Source organism: Candidatus Paceibacterota bacterium (assembly GCA_028714275.1).
Classification (GTDB): Bacteria; Patescibacteriota; Minisyncoccia; order Phycocordibacterales; family CAINVO01; genus CAINVO01.
In genome coordinates, this window is sequence record JAQTMP010000011.1 from 1 (window position 1) to 17036 (window position 17036).

The window sequence follows — 17036 nt, forward strand, 5'->3', positions numbered from 1 at the left end:
CAACCATTTGGCCCCTCCTGAAGAAGAGCGTTTACGAGCAGTGGAAGATATAAAACATGAGCTTGATACCCGCCTAGCTGAATTAAAAAAGACGGTAAAATTATAGAAGCTGAACGCCTCAAACGTCGCACCAATTACGATCTCGCCTTGATTCGTGAGGTGGGGTACTGCAACGGTATTGAAAATTATTCACGACATTTTTCGGGTAAAAAGGCAGGGGAGGCGCCTGATACTTTGCTTTCATATTTTCCTCATACTGCCGATGGTAAAGCAGATTTTTTGACTGTCATTGATGAGTCGCATGTGACCGTGCCTCAGCTCAATGGCATGTATGCTGGTGATGCCTCACGCAAAAAAAATCTTGTGGATTTCGGTTTTCGTCTACCAAGCGCCAAAGACAACCGTCCTCTGCAATTTCCAGAATTTGAAAAACTCATTGGCCAGACCATATACACCTCAGCAACCCCAGGCAAATTTGAATTGCAGGAAAGCAATCAAATTGTTGAACAAATCATTCGCCCGACCGGATTGATTGATCCAGAAATAGTGGTCAAGCCAGTTGTTTCTGGGCCCGATGCTGCAGGCGCTGACTATCCGGGACAGATTCAGGATTTCATTCAAGAGGCCCAAAAGGTGATCAAAAAAGGTTTTCGTGCCATCGCCACTACTTTGACCAAGAAAATGGCCGAAGACCTCAGCGAATATTTATCCGAGAAAAAAATTAAAACAAAATATTTGCATAGTGATATTCAGACATTGGATCGCATTCAGATTCTGACGGAGCTTCGCAAGGGCGTCTTTGATGTTTTGATAGGGGTCAATCTTCTGCGTGAGGGTCTCGACCTGCCAGAGGTAGCCTTGATTGGTATTCTTGATGCTGACAAAGAGGGTTTTCTGCGTTCGGAATCGGCCCTGATCCAGACCATCGGACGTGCCGCCCGCAACGTCGAGGGCCGAGTCATTCTCTACGCAGATGTGATGACCGGTTCAATGGAAAGAGCCATCGGAGAAACAAATCGTCGTCGTGAGTTGCAGATTGCCTACAACACCAAACACAACATCACTCCGAAAACAATTGCTAAAAAAATCAATGACATTACGGAGCAGATTCAAAGCGAACATCAGAAAACCATTGCCCGTTTGCTCGCTCTCGACAATGCGGCTTTCAAGGATGATCCTAAAAAATTAATAAAAGAAAAGCGAAGTCAAATGGAGGTGGCTGTCCAAGAGCTGGATTTTGAGACAGCAGCTATTCTACGAGACGAGATCAAAGCTTTGAATGACCAACTCGAAAAGACAGATAAAAAAATTGCCAAGGAAAAGAAAAATATAAATAGTTGATTTATATTTTTTTATATGCTAAAAAGTGCGGAGACTGCTGATTAAAAATCAGCCCTGAACAAAGCATAAACAAAAAATCAAAATAAAGGGAGGGTATAGTGATGGAAGTTAAAACAATCAGAGAATCTTCAGCCTCTTTGTCGCCGGCTGATGAAGTCAGACTGCGGCAGATGAATGAGAACTTTTGTCCAAAGGAGTGGTTTGCCCTCATGGGAGAACTGCTTCGGAAGCTGGGCAATCGCGGGCTACTTGTCGTCTTTATTGGAATCCAAGGTGCAGGCAAAGGAACACAGCGGCGTTACCTGGCTCAAATCGGCTTTCACGACATCGAGGTGTCGGCAAAGCTGAAGCAGCTGCCGGAGGAGCATCCGGCCAGAAAATTGATGCGTCAAGGAAAATTTGTACCTGATGAGATCATCAACAATATCATCGAGTCGGAAATCCAAGACAATGGCTTTCCTGTTTTTGTGGCTCTTGACGGAGCTCCTCGAAACGGTGGTCAAGAAGCCCTACTCAAGGAGTTTGTGGATTTACACGGCTACGCAGTTTGTGCCATTCACATTCATGCCGACGAGGAAGTAGCTTATAACAGAGCAAAAGCTCGCGACATTGCTGAGGGCAGGGATGACGCTGGGGCACTTCTGAAAAGGATAGATCAGTTTAAGCTTGAGACGGAGCCGATCATTCCGTCACTCGAAAAATTTGCTACGGCTTTTCTGCGGGTGGACAACACCAACAGGGATCCGGAAGAAGTTTTTTTTGAGATCAAAGGATTTCTTGGGGTGACGGCGACCGAGCTCATTCATCGCTCGATCTGAGCACCAACCCAAAGTGACCTCAACCAAAACCAGCGTACCTCATACGGCGCTGGTTTTTTCTACCCAAAGTGGTATAATGTGGCCGTTCGCATAATATTAATTAACTTTTAAAAAAATGGAAAAAAAGACCAATTCTGCTTTCATGAAGCCTATGAACATCAGTGCTGACTTAGCTGCTGTAGTGGGTAAGGGTCCGATGCCTCGATCAGAGGTTGTTAAGGCTCTCTGGGTTTACATCAAAAAAAATAATCTTCAGGACCCAAAAAACAAGCGCAATATCAACGCTGATGAAAATCTTAAAAAGGTCTTTGGCGGCAAGGCTATGGTCAATATGTTTGAAATGACAAAGCTAGTTTCAAAGCATCTTTCATAATTTCAAAAAATATAAAACCGCCCAGATCGCTCCGGGCGGTTTTTGTTTTTTATTCGATTTAGAATTTCAATTGCATACCCAGGGAGTAGGCAATCTCTTGGTGGCTGTCGTAGCACTTACTGATACTGGTACCGCGTTGCGTGCTACTCGGTATCTGCCAGATAATGGAAGGCATCAGTGACAGGTTTTTTGACAGAGGAATGTCGAGTGTTCCGCACATTCTCCCATACACGAGCCCCCCTGTTCTTTCAAGCGCGCCGTCCGAAAACACAATGGAGGCATCGAGATTGAACTTGACTTGCCCAGAGCCTTTAATGATCGAAAAACCCAAAGGTTGTACACGTCGAGCGCCAAGCCAGTAAAACCAACCTCCTTCCTTTACGGTTTGCGTGAAGCGGCCCATCCAGCGAGCAGCAACATACGGCTGAACGACCGGGACTTTCAGGAAATCAGCCCTGACGTCAAATACTGGACGGTCATCTGCCGCTGTTCTGAACTGGCTAAGGATGAAGTAGCTCATCTGGACACTGAGTTTGACGTAGTCGTAGCTGTGGCTCCATCCGAGGCCGAGGTCAACTTCGTCTCCAGAATTTCCCAGTCGTTTATTGTTACCGAGGCCTATTGACTGCCAAGCATCGACATACCAGTCGCGGTAGGCGATGGTGATCTCATTGGTCTGCACTGGACCCCTGTAGAACACAATGCCAGGTTTACCGAGGTATTCTGAGGGTGAAGGCCGGCGCCGCGACTTGCGCGGGATTTTGATCGGCCATGGTGAGGAGTTGACTGAGAACGACAATAACTGCAAACAATGCTTTTTTCACTAGCTTATTTTTCTATTTAGTTGTTTAGCTGCAATCGGTTGACTCAAGGAGTCACCGATTTCTGATGTGACATTAGAATACTTTATAGATTTTGTCAACTAGTCTTTTCCTCACTTTACCCTTATAGTTTACTTATCAAAATTTGAGATACACCCATAGGAGCAAGCCTGGGGTGTATCGTGGCATATAAAATATAGGAAAAATATGAAGACTAAAAGCTATAAAAAAACTCATGAAAATGAACGCGGGGATGAAATGATTGTGGTCAAAGGTGCTCGCACTCACAATTTGAAAAATATCACCGTCGAAATGCCGCGCAATAAAATGATTGCCATCACCGGTCTTTCGGGTTCCGGAAAATCTTCTCTAGCTTTTGATACCATCTTTGCTGAGGGTCAACGCCGTTATGTGGAGTCGCTTTCTTCTTATGCTCGTCAATTTCTCCGCCAGATGCAGAAGCCGGACGTGGATGAAATCATTGGCCTTTCACCGGCCATTTCGATAGACCAAAAATCCCGCTCAAACAATCCTCGCTCAACAGTAGCCACCATCACTGAGATTTATGACTATTTGCGTATTCTCTACGCTCGTATTGGTAAACCCCACTGTCTGGAGTGTGGTCGCGAGATCAAACGCCTCTCAAAAGAGGAAATCCTTGATTCAATTTTTCATACAGTCAATGCCATTGATGTTTCAGGTAAAGAAAAAAAGGTGCTTGGCGTAGCCTACAACGACTTAAAATTTGGCGTCTATGCACCGCTTGTCGTCGGAAGAAAAGGGGAATATTACCAGATGCTTTATGATCTGCTTGGCAAAGGCTTTGAGCAGGTGCTGATCGATGGTCAATCTAAAAAACTTCGCGAGCAGATTATTCTAGATAAAAATAAGAAGCACAGTATCGATGTGCTGGTGGATGAATTTTATTTCTCCGAGCTCAAAACCAACACGGGGGCTTTCAAAGAACGTCTCAGTGAGTCAATCGAACGAGCGCTCACCGAAAGCGATGGGCTTTTACGCATAGTGACCCCTAAAGAAAGCCATCTTATTTCCTCAAAATTTATGTGTCCATATGATGGGTTTTCTTATCCGGAAATAGAGCCACGGCTTTTTTCTTTCAATTCACCTTATGGCGCCTGTCCTGAATGTAACGGTCTGGGTAGCCGTTTTTTCTTTGGAACCGAACCTTGCCTAGTCTGCAAAGGGGCTCGTCTTCGTCCGGAGGCTCTACATGTCTTTCTTATGAATGGAGAGGGTGAAAAGAATAAAGTGAACATTGTCGACCTCACGGCTATGTCTATTGCCGATGCGGCTGATTTTTTTACCAACCTCAAACTCAGCCCAACTGAAAAAGAAATTTCCAAAGTAGTGATCAAGGAAATTCAGGCTCGTCTCGAGTTTATGAATGATGTCGGGATTGACTATCTTTCTCTCAACCGTCGAGCCAACACTCTTTCGGGCGGGGAGGCTCAACGCATCCGTCTTGCTTCTCAGCTCGGCTCTGGTCTCGTGGGAGCTCTTTATGTGCTCGACGAGCCGACTATCGGTCTCCATCAAAAAGATAATGATAGACTGATTCAAACCCTTCTCAGTCTGCGCGATGCAGGCAACACTATTATTGTTGTCGAACACGATGAAGACACTATTTTTGCTTCTGATTACATTGTCGATATTGGACCAGGGGCAGGGGTGCATGGCGGGCACGTAGTTGTTTCAGATTATCTCGACACCCTTCTGACAGCTAAAAAAAATACTTCAGACTCCCTTACGCTTTCATATTTGCGGGGAGAAAAAAAAATTGCTATTCCAGACAAGCGACGCGATGCAGATAGGGGCAAGCTGTCCATAAAAGGAGGCCATATTTTTAATATCAAAAATATGAATATTGATGTGCCGCTCGGCAAACTCGTCTGCGTCACCGGCGTTTCTGGCTCGGGCAAGTCCTCCTTTGTATATGAAATCATTCATAAAAATCTCCAGGCACGTCTCGAGCGTAAATACCGCTCTGCTGAAATCTACAATTGTGCTTCTATCACTGGCACGGAGTATGTTAGTCGCACCATTCTCATAGATCAAAGTCCAATTGGTCGGACGCCGCGCTCCAATCCTGCCACTTACACCGGAGCCTTCACTTTTATCCGCGACATGTTTGCCGAGACTATCGAGGCCAAGGCGCGCGGCTGGAAAGCCAATCGTTTTTCCTTTAATGTCAAAGGCGGGCGCTGCGAGAACTGCCAAGGCAATGGGATGATTGAAGTTGAGATGCATTTTTTGCCGACCGTTTATGTGACCTGCGATGTTTGTCAGGGCAAACGCTTTATGAAGGAAACTTTGGACATAAAATATAAAAAGAAAAATATTTTTGAGGTGCTTTGTATGACGGTTGAGGAAGCCCTAGCCTTTTTTGAAGACATTCCGGCTATCTATGACCGTCTGCATACACTCAATGAGGTGGGTCTCGGCTATCTAGAGCTTGGGCAAAGCGCCACTACACTTTCTGGCGGGGAGGCTCAACGCGTCAAAATCTCTTCAGAGCTTTACAAACCCCATATTCAAAAAACAATCTATCTTTTGGACGAACCGACCATCGGTCTACATTATGAAGATGTACGCAAGCTTATTGAGATTCTTCAGAAACTGGTGGACAAAGGTAATACTGTCATGGTCATCGAGCACAATATGGATCTGATCAAGTCTTCTGACTACGTTATTGATATTGGCCCAGAAGGGGGAGTTGGTGGGGGAAATATCGTAGCTAAAGGCACTCCGGAGGATGTGGCCGCCAATCCTAAAAGTCATACCGGCAAGTATCTAAAGCGGGTACTCAGAAAGTAGCTAAAAAAACCTATGGCAAGTCTTAAAGAAAAAATCAAAAAATTACCAGATTCACCCGGAGTCTATTTTTTCCTTGGCCTTCGCAAAAAGATTCTATATATAGGCAAGGCTACTTCATTGCGCGACAGAGTCCGGAGTTATTTCGCAGATGAGATTGCTGCTATTCGCAGTCCGCTGATTGAAAAGATGGTCAAGGAAGCGGTCTCCATTGATTTTAGAAAAACAGATTCAGTCCTCGAAGCTTTGATGCTTGAAGCAGATTTGATCAGAACATTTAGGCCAGTCTATAACACCAAAGAAAAAGACGATAAAAGCTATTTCTGTATTGTCATTACTCAAGAAAAATTTCCACGGATTTTATTGGTCCGAAAAAAAGATTTAGCCAGCTTCGGACCGACTAAAGCGGTTTTTGGTCCATACCCTCACAGCGGCTCACTCAAGGAAGCCCTAAAAATAATCCGTAAAATTTTTCCGTATCGTGACGAAAAATGCGTCACTGCGGAGCAGCAGTTAAAAAAAGGTAAGACTCCGCGCCCCTGCTTCAATCGATCCATTGGCCTGTGTCCCGGTACCTGTACCGGCGAGGTTTTAGCCAAGGAATACAATCGGACTGTAAAATATCTGGAGCTGATCTTCAAAGGCAAAATATCCAGTCTCATAAAATCCCTCGAAAAGGAGATGTCACTGGCAGCCAAGGAGGAGCATTTCGAGCAAGCTGCTATTTTAAAGAAAAAGATCTACGCCTTGACCCATATCCAGGACGTTTCTCTCATTAAGCAGGAATATCTGGGAGATATTTCAGGGCCCAATGCAGATCGGCGCGGTGCACCGCATCGGGTTGAAGCCTATGACGTGGCTCATCTTTCAGGCAAAGCCATGGTCGGGGTCATGACGGTCCTGTCAGATGGCCATCCCGATAAGAACCAATACAGACTTTTTCATATCCGCGAACAGAAGGGGATTGATGACATTTCCGCTTTAAAAGAAATTATTTCACGCAGGCTCAAACATTTGGAGTGGCCTAGGCCGGCCTTAGTAGTGGTGGATGGTGCTCAACCCCAATACACAGCCGCTGAAAAACTTTTTTCTGGCAGCTCGGCAGTGCCAGTGGTAGCTGTGATCAAGAATGCTTCCCACAAAGCAGACAGGCTTCTAGGCAATGCGACTATCATTCAAAAATATGCCAAGCAGATTGTCCTGGCCAACGCCGAAGCTCACCGTTTTGCACTCAACCGGCATAAAAAACTGAGGAAGAAAGGGTTTCTAAGTACTTAGGAACGCTTGACAATATACTCAAATATGCTATACTCCTAGCAGTTGAATTTTGAATGAATTTTAAAAATGGCTGGGGCAGAGCGACAGCAATGTAACATATGGTATGCGTTATCTTGCCGCGAAAAAAGAAGGTATAGGCAGGACTAACTCACTCTTTATTTGGTAGAGAAGAAACCAAAAGAGAGGTTTGAGTGCTAAGAGCCTATACCTTAGGACGAACCGTGTGGTCAGGATGTCATATCAAGTGATGCGACGTCCTTGAGACGCCGGGTCGAACTTCACCCCTGATTTGCTACTGATTGCGACACGTGTGCTGTCGCTCTGCGGGACTCCGGTCCCATAAAATTCATTCAAAATTCAAACGTTCTTTACGCTCCAATATGCGCCCATATAACCGCTCGATGCTTTACATTGAAAGCTCGCGGTTATTTTTTTATTTAATATTTTGTTTTATTTGATATACTGTAGGGATGTCACTGACTCGCTTAGGTATTCTCCGCGGAGGACCATCTGATGAGTATGAGCTCTCCATGGAAAATGGAGGCGTCATTCGCCAGCTTGCACCAGCTCACCTCTATCAGGTGGTAGATATTTTTGTGGACCGTAAAGGAGTCTGGCATATTGGAGGCATTCCAATTCAGCCTTCAGAAATTAGAGATAAAGTAGATATTATTTTTAATGCTTTGCATGGATCTTATGGTGAAGATGGAACAGTCCAGACTATTTTGCAAAACCTGAGCATGCCCTTCACTGGTTCGACCGCTCTAGCTTCATCTTTGACACATCACAAGCATCATTTAAAAAAACAGCTGGAAAATCTAGGCATCAAGACCCCACGATATGAAATTTTTAATATTTCCTCTACCCCAGAGATTGATGACATTTCTTTAGCCCTCTTCCATTCTTTTTCCATGCCCATGATTATCAAGCCCGTCTCGTCTGGCTCTTCTTATGGGGTCACTTTGGTGAGATCTTTTGATGAATTATTGACTGCTTTGCATACGGCCTACCAATATTCATCTACCATCATGGCTGAAGAATATATTGCCGGGGCTGAAGTAGTGTCAGGCTTTGTGGACAAATTTAGAAACGAAAAGGTTTATCCAATCATGCCTGTAGAAATTGGAAAAAACCGAACGGAATTTTTTACACCAGCCCGTCTTGACCAATCTTCCAAAGACTTGATTGTTGAGACGGTCAAGTCCCTACGTCAGCATTTGGGTTTAAGGCATGCCGCAACTTTTGATTTTATCGTTTCTCCGCGTCGGGGGGTTTTTCTTTTGGAAATTGATACCAATCCGCCTCTCACCAGACACTCACCTTTGCCAAGGGCTCTGGAAGCGGCAGGCATCAAGATTTCTGATTATATCCATCATTTGCTTACTCTTGCACGATTTCAAAAGTAGGTTATACTTGTAAGGCATAAAAAGACGGTCAAAGACGGGCGCGTAGCTCATTTGGTAGAGCACCTCATTTGCACTGAGGGGGTGGGGGGTTCGAATCCTCTCGCGTCCACAACAAAACAAAAAACTGACCCGCGGGTCAGTTTTTTGTACTATAATACCTGTATGCAAACAGGCCAAAAAATTTTACTTATAATCATCGTCCTTTTTCTACTCGGCGGCAGTCTTGTGTTGCTAGGCTTTAAATTGCCCAACCAAAGTGGGCTGGCCCCCGTCTATTGCACTCAAGAAGCCAAGCTTTGTCCAGACGGCTCATATGTCGGACGTACCGGACCCAACTGCGAATTTACGATGTGTCCAAATGCCGGCACGAGTACAGAACAGTCTTTAAAAACATTTACTGATAATAGCCTGGGTATTTCATTTCAGTATCCTGAAAATCCCGTAGTCAAATACATGGACGCCATCGATTGGCCGCCAAAGGTGCAAATTTTAAACCAGCCCTTTACCTGTACTGAAGCCGGGTCAGAAACTGCCCGGGCTGGACAGACGCTGATGAGTACTGTCAATGGCCGGACTTACTGTGTTACCAGAGAGAGCGAAGGAGCAGCCGGTAGTATATACATTCAATACGCCTACGCCTTTCCCAAGAATGACAAAACCGTCATCTTTACTTTCACTGTTCGTTATGTGCAATGTGGAAATTACAGCGAACCCCAAAAAACCGAGTGTGATAATTTACGCCAGGCTTTTAATCTGGACAATGTGATAGATCAGATCGCTCAAACATTCAAATTTATTCCTATTAATCAGAAACAAAATAGTGGTATCACAGGTACGGTGCTTCTCGGTCCGACTTGTCCCGTCATGCGCAATCCGCCTGATCCGCAATGTGCCGATAAATTGTATGCAACGACCCTCGTTGTCACTGCGGCCGATGGTTCGCAGGTCATCAAGCAATTCAGTTCCAAGACCGACGGCACGTTTAGTGTCAGCTTGTCAGCGGGAGCGTATGTCATTCAGTCTGCATCCACGGGTCTGCCTCGTTGCGCTAGCAGCGGCACAATCAGGGTTGTTGATAATCAATACTCCAGCACCACGATATATTGCGATACGGGTATTAGATAGTGATAGTAAATATAAAAGCCCCGCTTGCTGCAAGCGGGGCTTTTTGATTGTTTTCCAATACCTTCTAATTTCTGGAGAAGATCCCCCCGATGTTTCCTTTTGCCACCATGTGATGGTCCACCACCAGCTGCATTTCCTCCAGCGAATAATGCCCCATCTCTAGCGCATCATCCAGGTACGGCCTCGCGGGGACTACCATTAGTTTTGGCATTGGCTTTGCCGAGAACATGTCCGAGAGATATTTCCGCGCCTCCTCTTGGTTTGGAAAAAGTTTCGGTACGACGATTCTTTCATCGCAGCATACCAAATCATCCTCGGCCACAAACCCGACAATTTTGTTCTTGGTTTTTTCCAGGCGAATCCTGAGAATGACCGTGGATCCCTCCGAAACTACTTTGTCGCAGTGAGGGCACGAAAATGCCAAGTCAAAATTGAAGCTACTGTGTAGTAGTCTTTCTCTATCAATGAGCATAGTTATTTTTTCTACTAACAGTTCTACCAGACTTTAGCCTTTATTTCAAATAGGTCACGACATTCTGCTGCTGGCCTTTATAGTCTGCTGAACAGTGAATATTTCGGTTATTGTCGTGCAGATAAAATAAACAGTCGGTCGTCAAAGGGTTAAAGGCTGCTTCGATAGCAGCAAGGCCAGGGTTGGCAATAGGGGTAGGGGGCAGGCCTTTGTTTTTATAGGTGTTATAGGGCGAATCTATGCTTTTGTCATCGGCACTGACTGGAGGCCACCATCCGTCTTGTTCATTTCCCGCAGCGTACTGAAGGGTGGCATCAATGTCCAGGGCCATACCTTTAAAAAGTCTATTCCAAATAATGCCAGAAATTAGGCGCATATCGCTTTTTCCAGCTGCTTCTCGTTGGATAATAGAGGCAATTTTAATTGCAGTATCTAGGTTTACTTTTTTCCTAAGATTCTTATTAGCAGCGCTACCTACCGTGCTCGTGCTACTGATCACCGGCCCGACTTTCTGGTTAAATTGATTGATCATGATTTTACTGACGTCTTTTCCGCTCGCATCTGCTGGCACAAGGTACGTGGTCGGAAAATAGTACCCATCAGCGCTTGGAGCTTTGTCTGTTTGGTAGGCACTAAGAAAGGCCTGCTTTTGAGTATCATTCCAGGCTAGGACCTGGCTATAGGCATCGGCAATTTGCTCCTTGCGCCAACCTTCGGGAATACGAATATACCGATAATATGGATCCGCCAGGTTTTGAGTGTATCCAATCATATCAATGCCCATGATGGCTAGTCGCTGTCCGAGGTCAGTAGAGGTAAAAAAGACCACCCCGGCAATAATCAAGCCCATCAAGAGCAAGCTGATACCAAGGGTTTTTTTAGGTGCTGACTTTTTCATTCTAGGATATAATTGATCTTACAGACTCTATTATACCTTATTATACCCGTGTCGCGTAATAAAAACAGCCTGAAAGCGTCATAATCTATGAAAAAGCGACATTTAAAACCTTCGCATAGCCAGTTCCTTGTCTACTACGAGCAATACGCCGATCCTCTTTTTCGATTTTGCTATCACAAGACATCAGATAGGGAAGTCGCAAAAGACATTACTCAAGACGCATTTGTCAGGACGTGGGAGTATCTCATCCGAGGCGGAGAGATAGACAACATGCGAGCTTTTTTGTACCGGACTGCCAACAACATGATCGTGGATCATTACCGTCGACATACCATGTCTTCACTCAATGATCTGACGGAGCAGGGCTTTGATCCTGTCTTTGAAAATGAGTCAGATCCTACCGATCGTCTTGATGGGGCCATAGCCATAAAGATTTTGGATACTATGGATCCACGACACAAGGAGGTTATTTTGCTGAGGTATGTTGAGGAACTTTCAATAAAGGAAATTGCAAAAATAATCGAGGAAAAAGAGAACACCGTATCGGTCCGACTGCATCGAGCGTTAAAGGAGCTAAAGGATATATACAGCAATGTTGGTAGGAAGCCTGGAAATCCAGAAAAAAAGAACCAAAAAAATGAATCCGAAAATTAAAAACAGTCTAAATATTTTGAAACAAGACAAACTCACTCCAAATGAGAGGGTTTTTATGCGTTCGCAAATAGAGCGGACCATGGCTAAGCATGCTCCTAAGCATCCGGTGGCTTCTCCTTTCTACACTTTCTTCGAAATCACAGCCCGCATGTCCGCTTCAGTTTATTCCTTCTCTCGCAAACGAGCGGTGCCCTTCGCTTTGGTGATTGCTATCCTCTTTTTAACTGCAGGGACCTCTTTTGCGGCCGAAGGTTCTCTGCCAGGAGACGTCTTGTATCCTGTAAAGATAAATGTCAACGAGCAAGTGGTTGGCCTTGTCAGTCTGACACCTTTGTCCAAGGCTTCCTGGGCTGTTACAACAGCTGAGCGTCGCTTGGATGAAGCCACCCAGCTTTCTATTGAAGGCAGATTGGACGATAGTACTCGGGAGCAGCTCCAGCAAGCTTTCAATGAAAAGGCGGCTCAAGTCAAAGCCAGCGTGACGGCTCTCTCTTCGGACAATCAAGCGACCGAGGCTGAGGACCTTGCCACCTCTTTTTCATCCTCCCTCAAGACGCATGAGATTGTTTTGTCTAAAATCTCAAGCAAAAAGGGTCCACAGCAGATCAAGCACATTGCCGCATTGATTGGCAATCTAAAAACCGAAATAGCTAGCACAACTGAGGTCAAAGATGTTATTAGGGCTCAGATAGTAGCTAGCAGCACCAGTGATGATGCCACCGGCAAGACCAGCATTTCTGCAAAAATTGCCTCTTTGGAAAATAAAATTTCTCAGCTTGATGCAAGTTATAATGCCTCTGTTGGGCTGCTTGGGACTACTACTATCTCGACGGTCTCAACAAATAGAAAAAATAGTCTGGATATTATTTCTCATGTCTCTACTGTTCTTGCGGCTACAAGTAGTCTTGATTTTAAGACGAGAACAGAATTAATAGGTGATTTGGGCCAGGGCCTCCAGATGATAAGCGACGCTAGGAGTTTGATTGATTTGGAAACCAATTCATCATCTGATGTGAAAAATGCAATAAATATAAGTCCGGACTCTAGCGCTACTTCCACGACGACTCTCAATTTTAGCTCACTTGCAGGCACGAGTACGGACAGTACCGGTAGTTCCTCCGGTTCGGGAAGTACTACAGCCACAAGCACCTTAGATATAAATACTGAAGTATCTTCTAGCACAGCGGCAACGTCTACGATTGATGTAGCATCGAGCACAGTGACAGTTGCCAACTAACTCTATAGGTCAATTAAGTTGTCCACTTGAGCGGAACTATTTTTAATAGTAGAATAAGCTCATATTTTTATGTCTGAGCTCCTTGTCCATACTATATTTTACAGTAGTTCAATCGTCATTAGCCTCGGACTAGGTTTGGCTGTACTCATCAACAATCCTCGCAAAGGATTAAACATTTTTTATTTTCTCACAACGCTGTGCTACAGCATATTTGCGGTAGCCTATACCGTTGGGGTAACTATTTCAGATCCTATTCTTTCACATAGGGTATTGCTTTTTACAATGGTCAATATTTTGACCCTTTGTTTCAATACCGCTTGGGTTTTTTGTGTGGTTGGAAAACTAAAAGATTATAAGCGTCAGCTTGTTTTGTTGTTTGGATCTGCGTCAGCCTTGTTTATTTTTTTTCTGACGGACACCTCTAGGTTCAATCTACCTTCAGTTCCAAAAATGTATTTTGCAAATTACTACCAGCCCGGTAGGTTTTACTGGCTTTTTATCCTTTTCTTTTTTGTAGTGTTTATCTACTTCATGTCACTTTTGTTCAAACAATACAAAGTTTCCAATGCTGTAGAACGCAACCGTCTCAAATATTATATCGGGGCCTTCTTTTTTGGCTATACAGTCGGCTCCATTTCATTTTTACTGGAATACAATATTCAGGCAGATCCCATTTGGTCCGCCTTTCTTGTTTTTTACAATGTGCCTTTAGCTTACGGTATTCTGAAATATGACCTGATGGATATTCATATTGTGGCAAAGAATGCCCTGGTCTTTTCTGGCCTTACTGTTTTGATCGGTGTCGTTATCGTAGGGCTAAATGTACTGAGTAATTACCTGGTAGAAACATTTGCAGGTTTTCCTTTCTGGTTCATCCCTTTCCTGAGCGGCTTGATTGCTGTCGCTATTGGTCATCTTGTGTGGACGCGTATTCGAGATGTGGATGTTTTAAAGTACGAATTTATTAATAATATCACTCATAAATTTCGCACCCCTCTGACCCATATTCGTTGGTTGTCCGAGGATTTGCGAGCAGCAGACTCTCTCGCTGAGCGCAACAACATGGTGGATCAGATCCAGTATGCCAGTATGCGCCTCTTTGAGCTGACAAATGTGGTGATTGATGTCGCTCGTGACAACAATAGCGACTATTTGTACCGCTTTACTAAGGGTCAGTTGGGAGAAATAGTTCAGGAAGTGTATCAGTCTCACCAGGTCCAAATCGCTAAGAAAAATTTGAGAGTAAATGTACATGTTGACCCAAGCCTGCCGCTGATCATGTTTGACAGAACCCGCCTCCAATTTGTTATCCAGATTTTATTTGAAAATGCTTTGATTTACACACCAGCAAATGGTCAGATAGGCATGTCTCTCGATCGAGGTGAGGGGGGCAGGACTGTGCGTTTTGCGGTTAAAGATAGCGGCATTGGTATTTCTCCAGAGCAAATCTCACTCTTATTTTCGAAATTTTATCGTGCCCCCAATGCTCGCAGAGCTGATACCGAAGGGATGGGTATCGGTCTTTACATGGCCAAAACTATCGTGGAAAAACATGGTGGCAAAATCAAGGCCCAGTCTGAAGGTGAGGGCAAAGGGTCAACATTTTCTTTCGAATTACCTTTGGTATAATCGCACGTATGTTTAAAAACTTTTTATTGAAAAAAATGCTAGCTAGCCAGTTGAAGGGTGTTCCTCAGGCTGAACAGGATCGGCTTTTTAACCTGATCGAAAAAAATCCAGATTTTTTTAAAAATTTGGCTGAAAAAATTCACCAGAAGATGCAATCCGGTAAAAGTCAGATGGATGCGACTATGGAGGTGATGCGAGAAAACGAAACTTTACTAAAAGAAATAGCAGTGAAATAACCATAGCTGATGAGCGTAGTATCAAACATGAAAAAAATATATATTCTACTTGGACATGAAGACAAAGAAACATTCAACGGCGCTTTGGCTGATGCTTATGAACGTGGAGCACGAGCTGCGGGTCATGATGTTAGACGCACCAATATCGGTGATTTAAAATTTGACCCAATTTTACATAAAGGCTACAAGGAAATACAGGTTCTCGAACCAGATCTTGTCAAAGTACAGGAAGATATTTTATGGGCTGAGCACTTGGTTTTTATCTACCCGATGTGGTGGTCTTCCATGCCAGCCATTATGAAGGGAATGATTGATCGCGTGTGGCTGCCAAGATTTGCTTATCGATTTAAAAAGTACAACCTGGGCTGGACCAAGCTTCTTGGAGGCCGAGATGCCAGAGTGGTGACCACGATGGACTCCATTCCTGTCATCTCACGGATCCTCTTTGGAGACTCCACTCGCGAGCTTGTGCGGGCCACTCTAAAATTTTCCGGTATTTCTCCAGTGCAAATCACTCGCATAGGACCCTTAAAATTTTTGTCGGATAACCATAAAAAAAGAATCATTCGCAAGCTGGAGAGAATGGGAAGAAAGGGTAAATAGTTTGTGAAAAATCTATCTTTCGGCTATGATGGTCTCCTATGTCACTGTCTATAGGCATCGTAGGTCTCCCAAACGTCGGCAAGTCGACGCTTTTTAATGCCCTGACCAAAAAAAGCGTGCTTGCCGCCAATTATCCTTTTGCCACGATCGACCCATCAGTCGGAGTAGTCACTGTGCCGGACGAAAGGCTTTGGCAGCTTTCCGCCTTTTCCCAAACACTTAAAACCGTCCCTGCAGTGGTTGAATTTGTGGACATTGCTGGACTGGTCAAAGGGGCCTCGGAAGGAGAAGGTTTGGGCAATAAATTCCTGGCCAATATCCGAGAAACAGATGCTATTGCTGAAGTGGTGCGTATTTTTGAGGACAGCAATATCATTCACGTCAACAATAAAATTGACCCTATTTTTGATATCGAGATTATCAACTACGAACTCATGGTCGCAGATATGCAGACTGTGACAAAGAGGCTTGGAACTATTCAGAAGGAAATTAAGAAAGGGGAAAAAGCGGCAATCAAAGAGCAGGCTCTTTTAGTCAAAATCGAAACGGCCCTAAAAGCCAATAAACTGGCGCGGAGTGTCGCAATGACTGATGAAGAAAAAATAATTTCCAAAGCCCTCAATCTCCTTACAATCAAGCCAATCCTCTATGTCCTAAATAAAAAAGCTGGCGGTACCAATCTCGACGAAATCAAGGATGGACGGTTCGAAAAATTGCTTGACTATATTAGAGGCCTTGATGCCGAGTATGTAGTAGTGGATGCAAAGATTGAAGAGGATCTAAAAGACTTAGTGGGGGAGGAAAAGGAAATGTTTAGAGGAGAGCTTGGAGGAAAAGATGATGGCATTGATTTGCTGATAAAAAAAGGTTACGAAATCCTCAATCTTTCCACCTACTTTACAACAGGCGTGCAGGAAACCCGTGCCTGGACTATTCAACGTGGCTGGGCTGCTCCGCTGGCAGGTACAGCTATTCATACTGATTTTAAGGATAAGTTTATCCGAGCGGAAGTTGTTTTTTGGAAGGACCTCTTAGATGCTGGCTCCTACGGTGCCGCGCGTGAAAAAGGTCTCGTTAGGACAGAGGGCAAGGATTATATTGTTAAGGATGGAGATGTGATAGAGTTTAAGATCTAGGAATTTCCTCATACTTGTATTTTATTGTATAATGCGGCCACTATTCATAAGTATTGTCTGTATATGGAAACCCAAAAAAAATCAAGATTTTTAAAAACCGCTCTCATTATCAGTATTGTGATCGTCCTGAACCTCTTTTTTAACTACGCCCTTTCCTTGGTCTATAAATCTCCCGAC

Annotated in this window: 16 protein-coding genes and 1 tRNA gene; 14 read left to right on the top strand and 3 right to left on the bottom strand. The window is 44.3% G+C overall.

Annotated features, from left to right (window positions below; all coding sequences use genetic code 11):
- Window positions 1-147: 147 nt before the first annotated feature.
- From PHF79_01585 to PHF79_01595, 3 genes are all read left to right on the top strand, one after another.
- A complete protein-coding gene (locus PHF79_01585; protein ID MDD5318494.1) occupies window positions 148-1341 on the top strand; it encodes a helicase-related protein in 1194 nt (397 codons plus the stop codon).
- A 101-nt stretch (window positions 1342-1442) separates the two neighbouring features.
- Window positions 1443-2159 (top strand): nucleoside monophosphate kinase, encoded by a 717-nt coding sequence (locus PHF79_01590; protein ID MDD5318495.1) that lies wholly within the window; start codon window positions 1443-1445, stop codon window positions 2157-2159.
- 115 nt (window positions 2160-2274) lie between these two features.
- Window positions 2275-2532: an SWIB/MDM2 domain-containing protein gene (locus PHF79_01595; protein MDD5318496.1), complete on the top strand. Its 258-nt coding sequence runs from the start codon at window positions 2275-2277 to the stop codon at window positions 2530-2532.
- Window positions 2533-2590: 58 nt separating this feature from the next.
- On the opposite strand, the gene PHF79_01600 is transcribed toward PHF79_01595, so the two are convergent.
- Window positions 2591-3214 (bottom strand): hypothetical protein, encoded by a 624-nt coding sequence (locus tag PHF79_01600; GenBank protein MDD5318497.1) that lies wholly within the window; start codon window positions 3212-3214, stop codon window positions 2591-2593.
- A 346-nt stretch (window positions 3215-3560) separates the two neighbouring features.
- Here PHF79_01600 and uvrA point away from each other — a divergent pair, with 346 nt between their 5' ends.
- The 5 genes from uvrA (at window position 3561) to PHF79_01625 (ending at window position 9994) form a co-directional block, all read left to right on the top strand.
- Window positions 3561-6188, top strand: coding sequence for an excinuclease ABC subunit UvrA (gene uvrA, locus PHF79_01605; protein ID MDD5318498.1), 2628 nt, complete (start codon window positions 3561-3563; stop codon window positions 6186-6188).
- Between the two features lie 12 nt (window positions 6189-6200).
- Complete coding sequence (locus tag PHF79_01610) at window positions 6201-7463, top strand: UvrB/UvrC motif-containing protein (GenBank protein MDD5318499.1); 1263 nt, start codon at window positions 6201-6203, stop codon at window positions 7461-7463.
- A gap of 470 nt (window positions 7464-7933) precedes the next feature.
- Complete coding sequence (locus tag PHF79_01615; GenBank protein MDD5318500.1) at window positions 7934-8869, top strand: ATP-grasp domain-containing protein; 936 nt, start codon at window positions 7934-7936, stop codon at window positions 8867-8869.
- Window positions 8870-8905: 36 nt separating this feature from the next.
- Window positions 8906-8978 (top strand) — tRNA-Ala (locus PHF79_01620).
- Window positions 8979-9031: 53 nt separating this feature from the next.
- A complete protein-coding gene (locus PHF79_01625; GenBank protein ID MDD5318501.1) occupies window positions 9032-9994 on the top strand; it encodes a hypothetical protein in 963 nt (320 codons plus the stop codon).
- A gap of 64 nt (window positions 9995-10058) precedes the next feature.
- Here the strand turns inward: PHF79_01625 and PHF79_01630 are convergent, their stop codons facing one another.
- Window positions 10059-10418: a hypothetical protein gene (locus PHF79_01630; GenBank protein ID MDD5318502.1), complete on the bottom strand. Its 360-nt coding sequence runs from the start codon at window positions 10416-10418 to the stop codon at window positions 10059-10061.
- A gap of 88 nt (window positions 10419-10506) precedes the next feature.
- Complete coding sequence (mltG, locus tag PHF79_01635) at window positions 10507-11364, bottom strand: endolytic transglycosylase MltG (GenBank protein ID MDD5318503.1); 858 nt, start codon at window positions 11362-11364, stop codon at window positions 10507-10509.
- Window positions 11365-11451: 87 nt separating this feature from the next.
- Here mltG and PHF79_01640 point away from each other — a divergent pair, with 87 nt between their 5' ends.
- The 6 genes from PHF79_01640 to ychF all read left to right on the top strand — a co-directional run bounded on the left by PHF79_01640 (window position 11452) and on the right by ychF (window position 16859).
- A complete protein-coding gene (locus PHF79_01640; GenBank protein ID MDD5318504.1) occupies window positions 11452-12018 on the top strand; it encodes an RNA polymerase sigma factor in 567 nt (188 codons plus the stop codon).
- Window positions 11957-13255, top strand: coding sequence for a DUF5667 domain-containing protein (locus tag PHF79_01645; GenBank protein ID MDD5318505.1), 1299 nt, complete (start codon window positions 11957-11959; stop codon window positions 13253-13255). The genes PHF79_01640 and PHF79_01645 overlap by 62 nt, the downstream gene beginning before the upstream one ends.
- Before the next feature lie 69 nt (window positions 13256-13324).
- Window positions 13325-14884: a HAMP domain-containing sensor histidine kinase gene (locus tag PHF79_01650; GenBank protein MDD5318506.1), complete on the top strand. Its 1560-nt coding sequence runs from the start codon at window positions 13325-13327 to the stop codon at window positions 14882-14884.
- 8 nt (window positions 14885-14892) lie between these two features.
- Window positions 14893-15120, top strand: coding sequence for a hypothetical protein (locus tag PHF79_01655; protein MDD5318507.1), 228 nt, complete (start codon window positions 14893-14895; stop codon window positions 15118-15120).
- Window positions 15121-15129: 9 nt separating this feature from the next.
- Window positions 15130-15723 (top strand): NAD(P)H-dependent oxidoreductase, encoded by a 594-nt coding sequence (locus PHF79_01660; protein MDD5318508.1) that lies wholly within the window; start codon window positions 15130-15132, stop codon window positions 15721-15723.
- Between the two features lie 38 nt (window positions 15724-15761).
- Window positions 15762-16859: a redox-regulated ATPase YchF gene (ychF, locus tag PHF79_01665; protein MDD5318509.1), complete on the top strand. Its 1098-nt coding sequence runs from the start codon at window positions 15762-15764 to the stop codon at window positions 16857-16859.
- Window positions 16860-17036 lie beyond the last annotated feature (177 nt).

Coding starts and splice junctions, on each gene's coding strand:
- PHF79_01590 (MDD5318495.1), top strand. CDS start 1,443: ATGGAAGTTAAAACAATCAGAGAATCTTCAGCCTCTTTGTCGCCGGCT.
- PHF79_01595 (MDD5318496.1), top strand. CDS start 2,275: ATGGAAAAAAAGACCAATTCTGCTTTCATGAAGCCTATGAACATCAGT.
- uvrA (MDD5318498.1), top strand. CDS start 3,561: ATGAAGACTAAAAGCTATAAAAAAACTCATGAAAATGAACGCGGGGAT.
- PHF79_01610 (MDD5318499.1), top strand. CDS start 6,201: ATGGCAAGTCTTAAAGAAAAAATCAAAAAATTACCAGATTCACCCGGA.
- PHF79_01615 (MDD5318500.1), top strand. CDS start 7,934: ATGTCACTGACTCGCTTAGGTATTCTCCGCGGAGGACCATCTGATGAG.
- PHF79_01625 (MDD5318501.1), top strand. CDS start 9,032: ATGCAAACAGGCCAAAAAATTTTACTTATAATCATCGTCCTTTTTCTA.
- mltG (MDD5318503.1), bottom strand. CDS start 11,364: ATGAAAAAGTCAGCACCTAAAAAAACCCTTGGTATCAGCTTGCTCTTG.
- PHF79_01640 (MDD5318504.1), top strand. CDS start 11,452: ATGAAAAAGCGACATTTAAAACCTTCGCATAGCCAGTTCCTTGTCTAC.
- PHF79_01645 (MDD5318505.1), top strand. CDS start 11,957: ATGTTGGTAGGAAGCCTGGAAATCCAGAAAAAAAGAACCAAAAAAATG.
- PHF79_01650 (MDD5318506.1), top strand. CDS start 13,325: ATGTCTGAGCTCCTTGTCCATACTATATTTTACAGTAGTTCAATCGTC.
- PHF79_01655 (MDD5318507.1), top strand. CDS start 14,893: ATGTTTAAAAACTTTTTATTGAAAAAAATGCTAGCTAGCCAGTTGAAG.
- PHF79_01660 (MDD5318508.1), top strand. CDS start 15,130: ATGAGCGTAGTATCAAACATGAAAAAAATATATATTCTACTTGGACAT.
- ychF (MDD5318509.1), top strand. CDS start 15,762: ATGTCACTGTCTATAGGCATCGTAGGTCTCCCAAACGTCGGCAAGTCG.